Annotated in this window: 17 protein-coding genes; 12 read left to right on the top strand and 5 right to left on the bottom strand. The window is 39.0% G+C overall.

The window, feature by feature from the left end:
• The first annotated feature begins 155 nt into the window (after window positions 1-155).
• The gene (locus FEE42_RS02365; protein WP_206023156.1) at window positions 156-1,514 is read left to right on the top strand and encodes an esterase-like activity of phytase family protein; all 1,359 of its coding nucleotides are present in this window, start codon (window positions 156-158) and stop codon (window positions 1,512-1,514) included.
• A 109-nt stretch (window positions 1,515-1,623) separates the two neighbouring features.
• On the opposite strand, the gene dacB is transcribed toward FEE42_RS02365, so the two are convergent.
• Window positions 1,624-3,063 carry a serine-type D-Ala-D-Ala carboxypeptidase gene (gene dacB / locus FEE42_RS02360; RefSeq protein ID WP_164027632.1) on the bottom strand — a complete coding sequence of 480 codons (1,440 nt, stop codon included), beginning with the start codon at window positions 3,061-3,063 and terminating at the stop codon, window positions 1,624-1,626.
• A 164-nt stretch (window positions 3,064-3,227) separates the two neighbouring features.
• On the opposite strand from dacB, the gene greA reads away from it, so the two are divergent.
• Window positions 3,228-3,704 (top strand): transcription elongation factor GreA, encoded by a 477-nt coding sequence (gene greA, locus FEE42_RS02355; protein WP_059366342.1) that lies wholly within the window; start codon window positions 3,228-3,230, stop codon window positions 3,702-3,704.
• 44 nt (window positions 3,705-3,748) lie between these two features.
• On the opposite strand, the gene yhbY is transcribed toward greA, so the two are convergent.
• The gene (gene yhbY / locus FEE42_RS02350; protein ID WP_059366341.1) at window positions 3,749-4,048 is read right to left on the bottom strand and encodes a ribosome assembly RNA-binding protein YhbY; all 300 of its coding nucleotides are present in this window, start codon (window positions 4,046-4,048) and stop codon (window positions 3,749-3,751) included.
• Window positions 4,049-4,201: 153 nt separating this feature from the next.
• Here yhbY and rlmE point away from each other — a divergent pair, with 153 nt between their 5' ends.
• The 7 genes from rlmE to FEE42_RS02315 all read left to right on the top strand — a co-directional run bounded on the left by rlmE (window position 4,202) and on the right by FEE42_RS02315 (window position 10,824).
• Complete coding sequence (gene rlmE / locus FEE42_RS02345; protein WP_077587352.1) at window positions 4,202-4,840, top strand: 23S rRNA (uridine(2552)-2'-O)-methyltransferase RlmE; 639 nt, start codon at window positions 4,202-4,204, stop codon at window positions 4,838-4,840.
• 80 nt (window positions 4,841-4,920) lie between these two features.
• On the top strand, window positions 4,921-6,822 hold the full coding sequence (gene ftsH, locus FEE42_RS02340; protein ID WP_059366339.1) for an ATP-dependent zinc metalloprotease FtsH: 1,902 nt from the start codon (window positions 4,921-4,923) through the stop codon (window positions 6,820-6,822).
• Between the two features lie 111 nt (window positions 6,823-6,933).
• Entirely contained in the window at window positions 6,934-7,761 is an 828-nt protein-coding gene (gene folP / locus FEE42_RS02335; RefSeq protein ID WP_164027631.1) for a dihydropteroate synthase, read from the top strand.
• 36 nt (window positions 7,762-7,797) lie between these two features.
• Complete coding sequence (gene glmM, locus FEE42_RS02330) at window positions 7,798-9,132, top strand: phosphoglucosamine mutase (RefSeq protein ID WP_164027630.1); 1,335 nt, start codon at window positions 7,798-7,800, stop codon at window positions 9,130-9,132.
• A 58-nt stretch (window positions 9,133-9,190) separates the two neighbouring features.
• Window positions 9,191-9,676, top strand: coding sequence for a phosphohistidine phosphatase SixA (sixA, locus tag FEE42_RS02325; RefSeq protein WP_059366336.1), 486 nt, complete (start codon window positions 9,191-9,193; stop codon window positions 9,674-9,676).
• Between the two features lie 245 nt (window positions 9,677-9,921).
• Window positions 9,922-10,488 carry a prolipoprotein diacylglyceryl transferase gene (locus FEE42_RS02320; RefSeq protein ID WP_164027629.1) on the top strand — a complete coding sequence of 189 codons (567 nt, stop codon included), beginning with the start codon at window positions 9,922-9,924 and terminating at the stop codon, window positions 10,486-10,488.
• A 69-nt stretch (window positions 10,489-10,557) separates the two neighbouring features.
• A complete protein-coding gene (locus FEE42_RS02315; RefSeq protein WP_135968600.1) occupies window positions 10,558-10,824 on the top strand; it encodes a YcgL domain-containing protein in 267 nt (88 codons plus the stop codon).
• A gap of 31 nt (window positions 10,825-10,855) precedes the next feature.
• Here the strand turns inward: FEE42_RS02315 and FEE42_RS12935 are convergent, their stop codons facing one another.
• From FEE42_RS12935 to asnS, 3 genes are all read right to left on the bottom strand, one after another.
• The gene (locus tag FEE42_RS12935) at window positions 10,856-10,990 is read right to left on the bottom strand and encodes a hypothetical protein (RefSeq protein WP_255204530.1); all 135 of its coding nucleotides are present in this window, start codon (window positions 10,988-10,990) and stop codon (window positions 10,856-10,858) included.
• Between the two features lie 4 nt (window positions 10,991-10,994).
• Window positions 10,995-11,678, bottom strand: coding sequence for a carbonate dehydratase (gene can, locus FEE42_RS02310; protein ID WP_059366333.1), 684 nt, complete (start codon window positions 11,676-11,678; stop codon window positions 10,995-10,997).
• A 69-nt stretch (window positions 11,679-11,747) separates the two neighbouring features.
• The gene (asnS, locus tag FEE42_RS02305; RefSeq protein ID WP_059366332.1) at window positions 11,748-13,151 is read right to left on the bottom strand and encodes an asparagine--tRNA ligase; all 1,404 of its coding nucleotides are present in this window, start codon (window positions 13,149-13,151) and stop codon (window positions 11,748-11,750) included.
• Between the two features lie 138 nt (window positions 13,152-13,289).
• On the opposite strand from asnS, the gene sohB reads away from it, so the two are divergent.
• The 3 genes from sohB (at window position 13,290) to pheS (ending at window position 16,746) form a co-directional block, all read left to right on the top strand.
• On the top strand, window positions 13,290-14,348 hold the full coding sequence (sohB, locus tag FEE42_RS02300) for a protease SohB (RefSeq protein ID WP_164027628.1): 1,059 nt from the start codon (window positions 13,290-13,292) through the stop codon (window positions 14,346-14,348).
• A 193-nt stretch (window positions 14,349-14,541) separates the two neighbouring features.
• Window positions 14,542-15,402: an OmpA family protein gene (locus FEE42_RS02295; protein ID WP_164027627.1), complete on the top strand. Its 861-nt coding sequence runs from the start codon at window positions 14,542-14,544 to the stop codon at window positions 15,400-15,402.
• 354 nt (window positions 15,403-15,756) lie between these two features.
• Complete coding sequence (gene pheS, locus FEE42_RS02290) at window positions 15,757-16,746, top strand: phenylalanine--tRNA ligase subunit alpha (RefSeq protein ID WP_164027626.1); 990 nt, start codon at window positions 15,757-15,759, stop codon at window positions 16,744-16,746.
• Window positions 16,747-16,781 lie beyond the last annotated feature (35 nt).

Here is a 16,781-nt window from a genome sequence, read left to right as displayed (position 1 = left end):
TAAAGGGCGGTTTTTTAGCTGTTATGTCGTCAATATAAATCTGCACAAGATAGTATGTTGTGATTATGTGCAGATTTCTTTTTTATTTATCGTCATATTCTCGTCACTTTTACAAAGTATTCTCTTTAATCGCAATAAACTAAAGAGGAAACGATATGAAAAATAAACATTACTTTACTATGTTGGGCTTAGCTTTAAGTATGGCTAGTATTGCAGAAACACCTGTCGCTTTTGAAACTCCGGCTGAATTGGCAGGCCATGCCGTGTTACCGGCAAATGCAGTAGTTAGCGTACCGAATGACGCACCGAATGACTTAAAAACAGCAGGAAAATATACGACGTTAAAGCGGGTAGAAAAATTGCAATCCGTACCGGGAAAATCAAAAGATCGTGAAACGGGTTCTTTTTTACCGATTCAAAATCAGCCGAGACAAGGTCATTCCGGCATAAAAGTGGTTGGAAAAGATACCGTGTGGATCCTTACCGATAATGGCTTTGGCAGTAAAGCTAATTCACCGGATTCGATGCTTTACTTGAATCAATATCAAATTAATTGGTCGAAGGGCGAATTTGAATCGCTTAAGACGGTCTTTTTAACGGATCCTGATAAGAAAGTACCGTTCCGTATTGTGCATGAAGATACAAAGGAAAGATATTTAACCGGGGCGGATTTTGACACGGAAAGCTTTCAAATTATCGGCAATAATATTTGGATTGGCGATGAATTCGGCCCGTATTTAATCAAAACGGATTTAGACGGAAAAGTATTATCTGTGTTTGAAACGGAAATAGACGGAATAAAAGTTCAGTCGCCTGATCATTATCAAATCGTCTCACCGGGCATACCAAACGGTCGCCACAAAAATGTCAATTTAAAACGTTCGAAAGGTTATGAAGGCATGGCTGCCTCACCTGACGGTAAATATCTTTACCCATTATTGGAAGGACCTTTATGGGTTGAGAAAAAACAAAGTTGGGAAACAGTGGACGGCAAGGTTGCATTACGTATTTTGGAATTTGCTGTTGATAAACAAGAATGGACGGGGCGTTACTGGTTTTATCCTCTAGAAAACGAGCACAATGCGATTGGGGATTTTAATCTGCTTGATGCAAAAAACGGCTTGATTATAGAACGGGATAACGGTGAAGGAACAGAGGATAAAGGCTGTAAAAATCTTACGGATACGACACATTGTTTTTCTGATCCGGCAAAATTTAAGCGGGTTTATAAAGTGGCATTTTCCTCTGATAATGTCGGTAAAGCCGTGAAAAAAATAGCATATATTGATTTGTTGAATATTTCCGATCCAAATAAAGTGAGTCTTAAACCTTTGAATGACGGAGTATTGAAATTCCCGTTCTTTACTATTGAGAATCTTGATGTTGTTGATAATGAACACATTATTGTCGGCAATGATAACAACTTCCCTTTTTCATCAAGCCGAGAACCTAATCGCCAAGACGATAATGAATTAATTTTATTGAAAGTCCCGGCTTTACTCGGCGCTCAATAATCATAGATTATCGAAAACTCAGTTAAAATTAACCGCACTTTGAGTTGGGTTTAGAACGCTGTTACTCAAAGTGCGGTTAAATTTCTTTATGTTTTATCCTGTTGTTTTATTATTCTTTATATAATTGATTATACAATCCGCTTTCAAATTGCACCAAAGGGGCGCGTTTCGTTTTATTTTCAAGTTCGCCGGTAGAATAACCGTTAATAAATTGGACAAAGGCGATCTTCTCGCCACGGGCATTTGTCATAAAGCCCACCAGGTTGTAAACCCCTTTTAATGAGCCGGTTTTGGCGATGACATTTTTGACTAACGGTGGATTAATCAATCCGCCACGTCCGCTGATAGTGCCGTCAACGCCTGCAACAGGGAACGTTTCCATTAAATGCAGTTTATCTTCATTTTTCGCAATGTATTCCAGTATGGAAAGCATGGTTTTAGGCGCAACTAAGTTATGCCGTGAAAGACCCGAACCGTCAGCCAAGATACTATTACCGAATTTGATTCCTTGCTTTTGTAAAACGGATTTAACCGCTAATGTACCGAGTTGAAAGGATGCCGGACGTTTATAGTAATGGTAGGCTATGGATCGAAATAGAGAATCTGCAATTTGATTATCGGATTTTTTCATCATTTTTTTCAATAAATCCGGTAAAGGTTTAGAGAAATGTTGCGCCAATAATTGCCCTTGTTGTGGTTTTTGCGGTTGTAATACTTTTCCGTTAAATTCAATGCTTAATCGTTTTAATTGACGTTGAATAATCGCCGCCGCATAAGCATCGGGATCTTGTACGGCAAAACTTAAACCGAAGGGTTTTGTTTGACGGGCAAGGCAACCTTTAACTTGATAACGATTATTATCATGTACTACCACATCTAATTGACAATAGGGGGATTCACGACTGTCTGCTACATAAACTTGTCCGAAAACTTGGATGGGAAATTGCGCCGGCACATTAATTTTAACGGTTTCCCCCGGCGCTTGATTCGCATCTAATTCCGCATAAAAACAGTTATTATCAATATTGGCGGCGGAAGGTGGGGAGTTGAAACACATGGTCAAATCATTCCAAATCCAACCTAGCCCCCGATCATGGCTGGAGAACACGGAAGTATCCAGGATGAGATCACCATTAATTTTATTGATGCCTTGTTTTTTTAATTCGACAAGTAAGCTATAAAGTTGTCCGCTGGTGAGATCCGGATCGCCGGTAAAATGCACGATTAAATTGCCTTCTAACAGCCCATTTTGAATTTTGCCATTGGTTAAAAGAGTGGTATCAAATTTGAAATCATCACCAAGCACTAATTTTGCCGCAACGGCGGTAAACACTTTTTGTGTACTTGCCGGTAGCATAAAGGTCGTGCTGTGATAATCCGCAATGATTTGATCTTGATTTAGATTTTTAGCAATAACGCCTATACTTGCCCCTTCGGGCAAATATTCAGTAATCAAGGGAAAGTCAATTTTTGCATAGCTGGGAAGGGAAAAGCCGAGTGTAAAAAATATTGCTTTAAGTGCGGTTGAAATTGAAGATATTTTTTCCATTATTAACGGTTCTGGTTGCTATTTCTTTCAAGACGGACAATAATAGTCCCCGAACTCACGAGAGTAAATCATTTTCTTGTGGATAGTTAATTTTAAGTCGCTACGGCAATGTTTTTTCAATTTTGCCGTAGTTTTCTTTTTGTTAAATTTTAAGGAATAAAGTTATGAAACAAATCCCAATGACTATGCGTGGTGCAGAGCTGTTGAGAGAAGAATTGGATTTCTTGAAAAATGTTCGTCGCCCCGAAATTATTAAGGCCATTGCAGAAGCCCGTGAACACGGCGATTTAAAAGAAAATGCAGAATATCACGCCGCACGTGAACAACAAGGCTTTTGTGAAGGACGAATTCAAGAGATTGAAGGCAAATTGGCAAATAGTCAGCTAATTGATGTCACTAAGTTACCGAATAACGGCAAAGTGATTTTTGGTGCAACAGTCGTATTGGTGAATACCGATACTGAGGAAGAAATTACTTATAAAATTGTCGGCGATGATGAAGCGGATATTAAATCAGGTTTGATTTCTGTGAATTCACCGATTGCACGCGGTTTAATCGGTAAAGAACTGGATGATACTGTAAATATTGTGACACCGGGCGGTGCAGTTGAATTTGAAATTATTGCAGTCGAGTATATCTAGGAAATAAAAAAGTGCGGTCATTTTTCACCGCACTTTAGTAATGATTATTTCCGTGGAAGTTGTATTTTCTTCTCTTCGCTGGCTTTGTAAAGCACGAGAATATGCCCGATAGTTTGAACGTTTGAGGCTTGGGTTTCTCGAACAATAGCGTCAATAATTAATTGTTTGGTTTCACGATCGGCACCTGCAATTTTTACTTTAATAAGCTCATGGTGATCCAATGCGTTTTCAATCTCGGCAAGTACGCCCTCGGTTAAACCATTGCCACCGAGCATAACAACTGGGTTTAGATGGTGGGCAAGGCCCTTTAAAAATTGTTTTTGTTTGGTTGATAAGGTTGTCATAAGGAATCCTATAAATGAATACGAATAACAAAAAGAGCGGTCAGAAAAAACAGCGATTTTCTCTGTTTTTAAGCTCATCAAGTCTTGAATTTGGCAGATTGTACCCAAATATAGGCGAAACTACTACAAAAAATAGTACGAAAGACAGAAATTATGGGAAAGAAAAAACGTTCGGCGAGTTCTTCTCGTTGGCTAAACGAACATTTTAAAGATCCGTTTGTACAAAAAGCACATAAGCAAAAACTGCGTTCCCGTGCTTATTTTAAACTTGATGAAATTCAGCAAACGGACAAATTATTTAAATCGGGAATGACTGTTGTCGATCTTGGGGCGGCACCGGGTGGATGGTCGCAATACGTGGTAAGCCAAATCGGTAGCAATGGCAAAGTGATTGCTTGTGATATTTTGGAAATGGATCCGATCGTGGGAGTCGATTTTTTACAAGGCGATTTTCGTGATGAAAATGTCCTCAATGCCTTGCTGGAACGGGTAGGTGAAGCCAAGGTAGATGTGGTGATGTCGGATATGGCACCCAATTTCAGCGGTATGCCGTCGGTTGATATTCCCCGCGCGATGTATTTGGTAGAACTGGCATTAGATATGTGCAAGCAAGTGTTGGCAATAAAAGGCAGTTTTGTGGTGAAAGTATTCCAAGGAGAGGGATTTGATGAATATTTGAAAGAGATCCGCTCTCTTTTTAGTGTGGTGAAAGTCCGAAAACCGGAGGCTTCACGCGGACGTTCCCGTGAGGTTTATATTGTGGCTACGGGCTATAAAGGTGAATCGCTTTGATAGCTTTTCAAGGGCTATGATATATAGTATCTTGTGACGAATTTATTAACTTAGGAAAGGCAGGTTAAACTTTGAACGATATGGTCAAAAATTTGGTGCTCTGGATCGTAGTGGCAGTTGTTATGATGACGGCTTACCAGAGTTTCAATTCTAATTCGGTAGAAAATTCCACCGATTATACGACATTTGTTTACGATGTGAGCAATGGTCAAGTAAGAGAAGCACGTTTTGATACCAATGAAATTACGGTAACAAAAAACGATGGCTCAAAATATATGACTGTTATGCCACCATTGGAAGATAAGAAATTACTTGATGATTTATTAAGTAAGAAAGTGAAAGTAGAGGGGACGCCGTTTGAAAGACGTAGCTTAATTTCACAAATTTTAATTTCTTGGTTTCCAATGCTATTTCTTGTGGGTGTGTGGATTTTCTTTATGCGTCAAATGCAAGGCGGTGGCGGTAAGGCAATGAGCTTTGGTAAAAGCCGCGCAAAAATGTTAAGCCAAGATCAAATCAAAGTTACTTTTGCCGATGTGGCGGGTTGTGATGAAGCAAAAGAAGAAGTCGGCGAGATTGTCGATTTCTTACGTGATCCGACCAAATTCCAAAATTTAGGCGGAAAAATTCCAAAAGGGATTTTGATGGTAGGCCCTCCGGGTACCGGTAAAACCCTATTGGCAAAAGCCATTGCCGGTGAAGCCAAAGTGCCGTTTTTTACTATTTCAGGTTCTGATTTCGTTGAAATGTTCGTTGGTGTGGGGGCTTCCCGTGTACGCGATATGTTTGAACAAGCGAAAAAAAATGCGCCTTGTTTGATCTTTATTGATGAAATTGATGCGGTGGGTCGCCAACGTGGTGCCGGTTTAGGCGGCGGTCATGATGAGCGTGAGCAAACCCTTAACCAAATGCTTGTTGAAATGGATGGTTTTGGTGGTCACGACGGGGTGATTGTTATTGCCGCAACTAACCGTCCGGATGTATTGGATCCGGCATTAACCCGTCCGGGTCGTTTTGACCGTCAAGTCGTGGTGGGATTACCGGATGTAAAAGGCCGTGAGCAAATTTTAAAAGTACATATGCGTAAAGTACCGTTGGCTGACGATGTCGATGCCATGACATTAGCTCGTGGTACACCAGGTTATTCCGGTGCGGATCTGGCTAACCTTGTCAATGAAGCTGCGCTATTTGCCGCCCGTAATAATAAACGTAAAGTTTCCATGCTTGAGTTTGAAAAAGCAAAAGACAAAATTAATATGGGACCGGAACGCCGCACTATGATTATGACGGAGAAACAAAAAGAATCGACGGCTTATCATGAGGCAGGTCATGCCATTGTGGGATATTTAGTGCCTGAACATGATCCTGTTCATAAAGTAACGATTATTCCTCGTGGCCGTGCATTAGGGGTTACATTTTTCTTACCTGAAGGCGATCAGGTCAGCATTAGCCAAAAACAATTAGAAAGTAAACTTTCTACCCTTTATGCAGGGCGTTTGGCTGAAGATTTGATTTACGGTGAAGAAAATATTTCGACCGGTGCTTCTAATGATATTAAAGTGGCAACCAATATTGCCCGTAATATGGTAACGCAATGGGGCTTCTCTGAGAAACTTGGGCCAATTCTTTATTCCGAAGATGAAGGTGAAGTATTCTTAGGTCGCTCAATGGCAAAAGCGAAACATATGTCTGATGAAACCGCACATCTTATCGATGAGGAAGTTCGTGCAATCATAGGCCGTAACTATGAGCGTGCAAGACAAATTCTTATTGATAATATGGATATTTTGCATGCGATGAAAGATGCGCTTGTGAAATATGAAACGATTGAAGAAGTGCAAATTAAACAGCTGATGAATCGTGAACCGATCACTCCGCCATCAGGCTGGGAAGAGCCGAAAGCCTCACAAGCGGCTTATTCGAACGTATCTCCTGAAAGCAAATCGGAAAGTGCGGTCGAAAAAACACAAGATTCAGAATAATCAAATATAGCCTCCTAATGGGAGGCTTTATTTTTACTGAATGATTTTTTTCCTTAGCATATTTGGTTATAATCTCAGCCTTAAACTTACCCTAGGAATTGACCGCACTTTATGAAAATTTACGCCAATCAAAAATCTCTTGATCTATCATTTCCTCAGATTATGGGAATTTTAAATTTTACACCGGACTCTTTTTCAGATAGCGGAAAGTTTTTTACCCTTGATAAGGCATTGTTCCAGGTAGAAAAAATGCTAAATGAAGGGGCAAATATTATTGATATTGGTGGGGAATCTACACGCCCCATGGCGAATGAGGTGTCGGAACAAGAAGAATTATTACGGGTAATCCCCTTAGTCGAAGCTGTGCGGAAACGATTCGATTGCTGGATTTCAGTAGATTCTTCTAAGGCGATAGTGATGCAAGAGGCGGCAAAAATTGGAATGGATTTAATCAATGATATTCGATCCTTACAGGAACCAAATGCCTTACAAGTTGCCGCAGAACTGGATTTACCCGTTTGTATTATGCATATGCGAGGACAACCAAGCACGATGCAAACCAATCCTCAATATCAAGATGTCGTGCAAGATGTCCTCACTTTTTTACGGGAACGTTCGGAACAATGTATTACAGCAGGAATAAGAAAAGAAAATTTAATTTGGGATATGGGGTTTGGCTTTGGTAAAACCGTTCAACACAATTATAAGTTATTGCAGCAGTTAAATAGGTTTTGTGAAGAGGGATACCCTGTGCTTGCGGGGTTATCGCGCAAATCAATGATTGGTGCGGTGTTGGATAAACCTGTTGATGAAAGAATGACGGGCAGTGTTGCTGGGGCATTAATTGCTGCTCAACATGGGGCGAAGATTTTGCGTGTACATGATGTAGCAGCGACATCAGATGCACTCAAAGTTTGGTTGGCAACAGAGCACGCCTAATTTTTTAGAAAAAATTGAGAAATAAGGGAATTTATTATGGCAAATCGTAAATATTTCGGTACGGATGGCGTGCGTGGTAAAGTGGGAACTTATCCGATTACGCCTGATTTTGCATTAAAATTAGGCTGGGCGGCAGGTAAAGTGCTTGCTTCACAGGGATCAAAAACCGTCTTAATCGGTAAAGATACGCGTATTTCCGGCTATATGTTGGAATCGGCGTTAGAGGCGGGATTAGCTGCTGCCGGACTATCCGCAGCCTTTACCGGACCAATGCCAACACCGGCAATTGCTTATTTAACCCGTACTTTCCGTGCGGAAGCCGGTATCGTTATTTCAGCCTCTCATAATCCTTATTATGATAACGGCATTAAATTTTTCTCTGCACAAGGGACAAAATTGCCGGATGAAATTGAGGAAGCGATTGAAGCAATGCTTGAACAGCCAATGGATTGTGTTGAATCGGCAGAATTAGGTAGAGCTCGTCGCATTAATGATGCGGCCGGACGTTATATTGAATTCTGTAAAGGCACGTTCCCGGCTCATTTAGGCTTAGAAGGCTATCGAATCGTGGTAGATTGTGCAAACGGCGCAACCTATCACATTGCACCGAATGTATTACGTGAACTCGGTGCGGAAGTGATTGAGATTGGCACGGATCCGAATGGTGTTAATATCAATGAAAAATGTGGCGCAACGGATATTCGGACATTACAAGAAAAAGTGTTGGAAGTGAAAGCGGACATCGGTTTAGCCTATGATGGCGATGGCGACCGTATTATGATGGTTGATCACCTCGGAAATAAAATAGACGGCGATCAAATCCTCTTTATTATTGCTCGTGAAGCACTGCGTTCCGGTCAATTAAAAGGTGGTGTAGTAGGAACGTTAATGAGTAATATGAGCCTTGAAATCGCACTCAAAATGCTAGGCGTACCGTTTTTGCGCGCAAATGTAGGGGATCGTTATGTACTTGAAAAAATGTTAGAAAATAATTGGACGCTAGGGGGAGAAAACTCCGGTCATATTATTATTTCCGATAAAAATTCTACGGGAGATGGGATTGTTGCTTCATTAGCTGTCTTGGCTGCAATGGTTCAACATAAACTTTCACTCAATGAATTGGCTAGTGCAGTGAAGTTATTCCCTCAAGTATTAATTAATGTACGTTTCACCGGTGGGGAAAATCCATTGGAAAGTGATAAGGTAAAAGCCATTGCAGCAGATGTAGAAAGACGTTTAGAAGGTAAGGGGCGAATTCTATTGCGTAAATCCGGCACAGAACCGCTAATCCGTGTCATGGTAGAATGCCAAGATGGTGAAATGGCCCAACAATATGCAGAAGAAATTGCTGAAGCAGTGAAGACAAACTAATTGATACGACCGCTCTAAAAAGAGCGGTCGGTTTTTTCTTTAATTTAGGAAAGCAAATATGAAAATTTTTATCATGCGTCATGGCGAAGCCGAAGTGATGGCTAAAGCCGACAAAGATCGTCGTTTAACCGAATATGGAAGAAAACAAGCTTTTGTGCAGGGAGAATGGTTAAAAAATACGACAAAATCAACCGCACTTTCATTTAATAGTATATTAGTCAGCCCCTATCAACGTGCTTTAGAGACTTTTGAGCAAGTGAATTTGGCATTTGATTCGGAACTACAGGCTAATTTAGAAATTTGGGAAGGCATTACACCTTACGGATCGGCAGAATTGGTGGTAGATTATTTATCAGTATTGGAAACGAAAGGCATAGAAAATATCCTTATTATTTCCCATTTGCCGTTAGTTGGAGAAATTGTTGCAGAGCTTTATGGTAAACGAAACCCGATTAGTTTTTATCCGGCAACCATTGCTCAAGTTGATTGGAAAAATGGAAAAGGGCAGATCATGAGCTACAGTTATTCACCTGAAATGCTTTAATTTGTCTAAAATATAAACATTTTACATTTTTAATTTTCTTTACAAAAAATAAATTTTAAATGGGGAACTTTTTATAAAACTATTGTTTTTCAATTGGTTATGATTAAAAGTTAAGATTAAAGACAGTAGTTTTCTTTTTCTAAAGTGTAAATTTTGTTTTCGACTATTTGATTTTTACGTAAACTATACCTTGCACAAAGCAAGTATGCTTTGCTAGTCTATGTACTTATTATTAGGAGATAAAAATGAAAAAGACAGTATTAGCGACATTAGTATTAGGCGCAAGTTTAGCAGTAACAGGTTGTTTTGATAAACAAGAAACAGCACAAAAAGTTGAAGCGGCAAAAGAGGCGACAGCCAATGCGGCTGCAGATGTAAAAGAGGCTGCGGTAAGTGTGGCATCAGATGTTAAAGATTCAGCGAAACAAGCCGCCTCAGATGTAAAAGACGCAGCAAAACAGGCAGTGTCTGATGCGAAAGAGGCAACAATGAATGCCGTAGATTCAGCAAAGTCTGTAGCAGCAGATGCAAAAGATAAAGCTGTGGAAAAAGCAACTGAAATGAAAGACGCGGCAGTAGCGAAAGTTGAAGAAGCCGGAGAGGCTGCAAAAGCTAAAGTAGCGGAAGTTAAAGATTCCACTATGGAAAAAATGGCGGAAATGAAAGAGGCAATGAGCGACAAGGCTTCTAAAATGAAAGACTCAGCAGCAGAAAAAATGGATTCGGTAAAAGAAGCAATGTCTTCAATGAAAGAATCTGCAACTGAAAAAGCGGCTGAAGCTGTAGATGCAGTGAAAGACGCAGCAAAATAATTTTATAAAATAGAATAAATCCCTGCTGGCGTTTCCAGTGGGGATTTTCTTTATAGGGGCAAGGTAAAAATGTTATGTGCGATTTATAAAAGTAAGAAAAAAGCGGGTAGTTACCTTTATATTCAAAAACGTGATGATTTCTCTACCGTTCCCGGAAATTTATTGGAACATTTTGGTAAACCCGAACTTGTGATGATGTTTAATTTATCCGGTAATAAACCGCTTCATCATGCCGATAAAAATGAAGTAGAGGAAAAAATTAAATCACAGGGTTTTTATTTGCAAATACCAACTCAGGATGATGGATTGTTTAATAGCTTGAGTGGAATAAAATAATCCTTGATTATCTAAAAGTAGAATACCGGTATTATGTAGCAAACACACAAGATAAACGATTGAAATTCTTGATTAGATAGAGGCGGAGTGGCATTAAAATATCGGTTTTGTGCCATTGCGACATAATCTCGTAAAATGCAAAAAGTGCGGTCAATTTTAACCGCATTTTTCTATTCTGTATGTTCTTTTTTAAGGATATCTTCTTCACCTAAAGTGAGTAAACGAGCGATGGCGTTACGATAAGAAATTTCAAGGCTTTCACGGCTTGTTGCTATCACTCCTTGATCAATTAGAAAACCATCATTCACATCATATACCCAGCCGTGTAAAGAAAGTTTCTGCCCACGTTCCCAAGCACTTTTTATAATGGAAGAGCGACCGAGATTATATACTTGTTCATTGACATTAATTTTAGTCAGCATATCGGCACGTTTTTCCGGTGAAAGTTTTCCAAGTAAATGGCTATGTTTAAACCAAATATCACGAATATGGAGCAACCAATTATTAATTAAACCTAGATCTTGATCTGCCATAGCGGCTTTAATACCACCGCAATTAGTATGTCCGCAAATGATAATATGTTCAATCTTTAGCACATCAACGGCATATTGCACAACGGAAAGACAGTTGAGATCCGTATGAATAACTTGATTTGCCACATTACGATGAACAAATAATTCACCCGGCTCTAAATTTGTCAGTTTTTCTGCAGGAACACGACTATCGGAACAGCCAATCCAAAGATAATGAGGTGTTTGGTGATCAGCGAGCTCTTTAAAATAAGTGGAATTTTCCTCTTTCATTCGTTGTGCCCAGCTTAAATTATTAGCGAAAAGCTGTTCAATTTTTTTCATTTTACTTTCCTTAAAACAATAAAAATTTGACCGCACAAGAAAGTGCGGTCAAGTTAGCTCTATTTTTGATTAAAAATTCGCATTACGCGGTGTACGAGGGAATGGAATAACATCACGAATATTTTGTACTCCGGTGACATACACAATTAAGCGTTCAAACCCGAGTCCAAAACCGGAATGAGGCACTGTGCCATATTTACGAAGATCACGATACCAATAGTAATCTTTCGGATCTAACCCCATTTCTTCCATACGTTTATCAAGCACTTCTAAACGTTCTTCACGTTGTGAACCGCCAATAATTTCACCAATTCCCGGTGCTAATACGTCCATTGCGGCAACCGTTTTTCCGTCATCATTTAAACGCATATAGAAAGCTTTAATATCTTTCGGATAGTTTTTTACCACAACCGGAGATTTGAAATATTCTTCCGCTAGATAGCGTTCGTGTTCAGAAGAAAGATCGATTCCCCAAGAAACCGGGAATTCAAATTTCTTACCGGATTTTAATAACACTTCAATGGCATCGGTGTAATCTATTTGCGCGAAATCGGATGCAACGAAGTTTTCCAAACGGCTAATCACATCTTTATCGATGTGTTTTTCAAAGAATTTTAAGTCATCTTTACGTTCAGCCAATACAGCACGGAAAACATATTTCAACATGTCTTCAGCCAATTTTGCATTATCCTCTAATGTGGCAAAGGCAACTTCCGGTTCAACCATCCAGAATTCTGCAAGATGGCGGGTGGTGTTAGAGTTTTCTGCACGGAAAGTTGGGCCGAAAGTATAAATTTTGCTTAATGCACAGGCATAGGTTTCACCGTTTAATTGACCGGAAACCGTTAAAAAAGATTCTTTACCAAAGAAATCTTGGCTAAAATCGACCGCACCTTCTTCATTACGCGGAAGATTTTCAAGATCTAAAGTCGAAACTCGGAACATTTCGCCTGCACCTTCCGTATCTGAAGCTGTAATAAGCGGAGTTGCAACCCAATAAAAGCCTTGCTCATGGAAGAAACGATGAATGGCTTGGGCTAAACAGTGACGTACACGCGCTACGGCTCCGATAATATTGGTGCGTGGACGTAAGTGTGCGACTTCGCGTAAGTATTCGATAGAATGGCGTTTGGCTGCCATTGGGTAGGAATCGGGATCTTCTACGAAACCGGCCACTTCGACTTTTTCAGCTTGTAACTCAACAGCTTGACCTTCTGCCGGTGATTCAACGATTTTACCGGTCACAACAACCGAACAGCCGGTTGTGAGACGTAAAACTTCGTTTTCATAATTTTCAATATCATTGTTAATAATCGTTTGGATAGGATCAAAACAAGAACCGTCATAGACGGTTAAGAATGAGAGTCCCGCTTTAGAATCGCGACGAGTACGAACCCAGCCACGCACAGTAACATTTTCACCAATCGCGACTTTTCCTTGTAATACATCTGCAACAGATGAAATTTTAGACATACGAACCCCTAGGTGTAATAAGAATAGTAAAAAGTCTGGCTAGTTTACCTTAAATCCCGAAATTTTCCATAAAAAGTTAGAGCTTGGCGTTAGACTCAAGTAGAATGTTCGAACCATAAAATTAGAGGAGAGTATTTTATGTGGTCAGATATTTTAACCTGCTACGGTATTTTTATTTTAGAAATCTTAACAATTTTACTTGTCATTGCAGCGATTGCGGCATTTATTATTTCTGCCCGCCGAAATAAGGAGGCAGAGCAAGGTGAGCTGGTAATTAGCAATTTATCCGAGGATTTTGAGAACAGAGTTAAATATTTGCGTGATTTTTATTTATCAGATGAAGAGTTAAAACAGCAAAAAAAAGCAGAAAAGAAAGCTGAAAAACAAAAATCAAAAGAGTTAAAAGCAAAATTGAAAAAAGGTGAACCACTTGATAAACCTAAATCATGTGTTTATGTTTTAGATTTTAAAGGTGATATTTCTGCCTCACAGACAACCGCACTTCGTGAGGAAATTTCAGCAATTCTGAATGTAGCCAAAGCTGATGACGAAGTATTACTACGTTTAGAAAGTCCCGGTGGCGTTGTGCATGGATACGGCTTGGCAGCCTCGCAGTTAGCGCGTTTAAAACAAAAAGGAATCAAATTAACTATTGCGATTGATAAAGTGGCGGCAAGTGGCGGTTATATGATGGCTTGTGTGGCGGATCACATTATTGCTGCACCTTTTGCTATTATTGGATCGATTGGTGTGGTTGCTCAAATACCGAATATTCATCGGCTATTAAAAAAACATGATGTTGATGTCGATGTGATGACTGCAGGAGAATTTAAGCGCACGGTAACGATGCTAGGGGAAAATACTGAAAAAGGAAAACAAAAATTCCAACAAGAATTAGAAGAAACCCATGAATTATTTAAACAATTCGTCCGTCAAAATCGACCTCAGTTAGATGTGAATAAAGTTTCTACCGGTGAACATTGGTTCGGCACGCAAGCGTTAGAATTACAATTAATAGACGGGATTTCTACCAGTGATGATCTTTTACTTAATATGATGAAAGATAAATTGGTTATTGGCGTGACTTATAAGGTTAAAAAAACATTATTGAAAAAGTTAGGGCAGCAGGCAGAAGAGAGTGCTAACGCACTTATTCAAGGTTATATGAATAAAACTTATCGAGATTTTATTCATTAAGCTTTTACATTACTTTACAAAAATCATTGTAAATAGAATACTTCAGTCATAGTTTAATATTTACAAATTTGTCTTTTACTATTAGTATAGCCCCTCGAAACTTTTATAGTTTTCTCATTTAGAATTAGTAAAGTTTAGTTGTGTGTTTCTTGATTACAAGGATGGCACTTTTTAATGGTTAAAAGGTAAAAACATGAAATTATCTCGTATTTTATTATCTGCAGCTGCCATCGCGACAGTTGCAGCTTGCGGTAACTTAAGCAAAGTTACTTCTGAAGGTATGCCTGAGTATAAAGACGTTGATGGCGTTCAAGTACCACAACTGGTATGGCCAAAAATTGACAGTTCAGGTTTTAATCATGACGGTAGCCAATTTGGTTCATGGCCAAACTGGGATAATGTACGTATGATTGAACGTGGTATGAATAAAGATCAACTCTACAATTTGATTGGTCGTCCGCATTTCTCTGAAGGTTTATATGGTGTAGAAGAATGGGATTATGCATTTAACTATCGTGAAAACGGTGTGCATAAAATCTGTCAATATAAAATCTTATTTGATAAAAACCATAACGCACAAAGTTTCTTCTGGTATCCAAACGGATGTAACGGTCAGTCTGCATATACTCTAAGCGGTGATTTCTTGTTTGATTTCAATAAAGATGTATTGACTCCACGTGGTAAAGAAGTGGTTGATAATGTTGCTGCTCAACTAAAATCAGCAAATGCGCAAGAGGTTAAAGTAGCGGGTTATACTGACCGTTTAGGTTCCGATGCTTACAATTTGAATCTTTCTCAACGTCGTGCAAATCGTGTACAAGCACGTCTAATTGAAGATGGTGTAAAAGCTCAGATCACGGCTGTCGGCTATGGTAAAAACCCACAGGTTAAAGCTTGTGAAGGTTTCCGTCACGCAAGTAAAGAAGAAAAAGATTGTTTACGTCCTAACCGTCGTGTAGAAATCACTTCTTCAGGTTCTTTGATGAAATTACATCAAGACGCAAGCCAAATGAATGGTGGTACACAAGGTCCTACACCACTTTATCAAAAATAATTTTGATTAAACAGATAGCATAACTTTGGTTATGCTATTTTTTATCTTAACTCATCCTCTAACTTTCCTAATTAATATTGATAGTTAATTATCAAGCTTATACCTTATCCTCTTTTCTATAACACTATAAAAGTGCGGTCAGAATTTACGTAGAATTTGTACAAAAGAATTCAGGTGGTTATGGCTCTCATGGTGGCAAATTTAACTCTGCGTTTAAAAACAGAGAGTCTTTTCGAAATTGCATTTAACTCTAGTGGACTGATATCCCTCAAACATAAATAAAAACGTGATTTTTTAATGCATTGGTATTATTATTACAAGAATTTTTTAGATAAAAGTAAATCAGAGGAAACTATGCAGCATCTGAAAGATCTTGCCGATAAAGCAAAATCGGCGATTAATTCGATCGAGAATAAGAGTTTAGTAGCACTGGATGAGATTCGTGTTGAATATTTTGGTAAGAAAGGTCATTTCACGCAATTAATGCAAGAACTGAGAAATATTGCAGTAGAAGAACGCCCGGCAGTAGGGGCAAAAATAAATGAAGTCAAACAAGTTGTGCTTGAGTTTTTGAACACGAAAAAAGCTGAGTGGGAACAAGAGGAACTGAATGCTAAACTCGAAAAAGAACGCATAGATGTAACTTTACCGGGTAAAAAAGTGGAAAAAGGTGGGTTACACCCTATTTCTATAACAATTAATCGCATTACTCAATTTTTTTCGGAACTTGGTTTTTCAGTAGAAAATGGCCCTGAAATTGAAAGTGATTATTATAATTTTGATGCGTTAAATATTTCAAAACATCATCCGGCACGTGCTGACCATGATACATTTTGGTTTAATCCCGAATTATTATTGCGTACTCAAACTTCAGGGGTACAAATCCGTACTATGGAGAAAATGCAACCTCCAATTCGTATTATGGCACCGGGGCGTGTTTATCGTAACGACTATGATCAAACACACACGCCAATGTTCCATCAAGTTGAATTACTTTATGTGGATAGAAAAGTAAACTTTACAGAGTTAAAAGGTTTATTACATGATTTCTTACGTGCTTTTTTTGAAGAAGATTTAAAAGTACGTTTCCGACCTTCTTATTTTCCCTTTACCGAGCCTTCGGCAGAAGTGGATGTCATGGGCAAAAACGGCAAATGGCTTGAAGTATTAGGCTGTGGTATGGTTCACCCGAATGTATTACGTAATGCAGGAATCGATCCGAATGAATATTCCGGTTTCGCAGTGGGAATGGGCGTTGAGCGATTAACTATGTTACGCTACAACGTCACAGATTTGCGTTCATTCTTTGAAAACGATTTACGTTTTTTGAAACAATTCAAATAAATTATTTTTCAGATATACCCTCAAAACGAGGTTAT

It is taken from the genome of Rodentibacter caecimuris (assembly GCF_010587025.1).
Classification (GTDB): domain Bacteria; phylum Pseudomonadota; class Gammaproteobacteria; order Enterobacterales; family Pasteurellaceae; genus Rodentibacter; species Rodentibacter caecimuris.
This window is presented reverse-complemented; position numbering and strand designations above follow the sequence as displayed.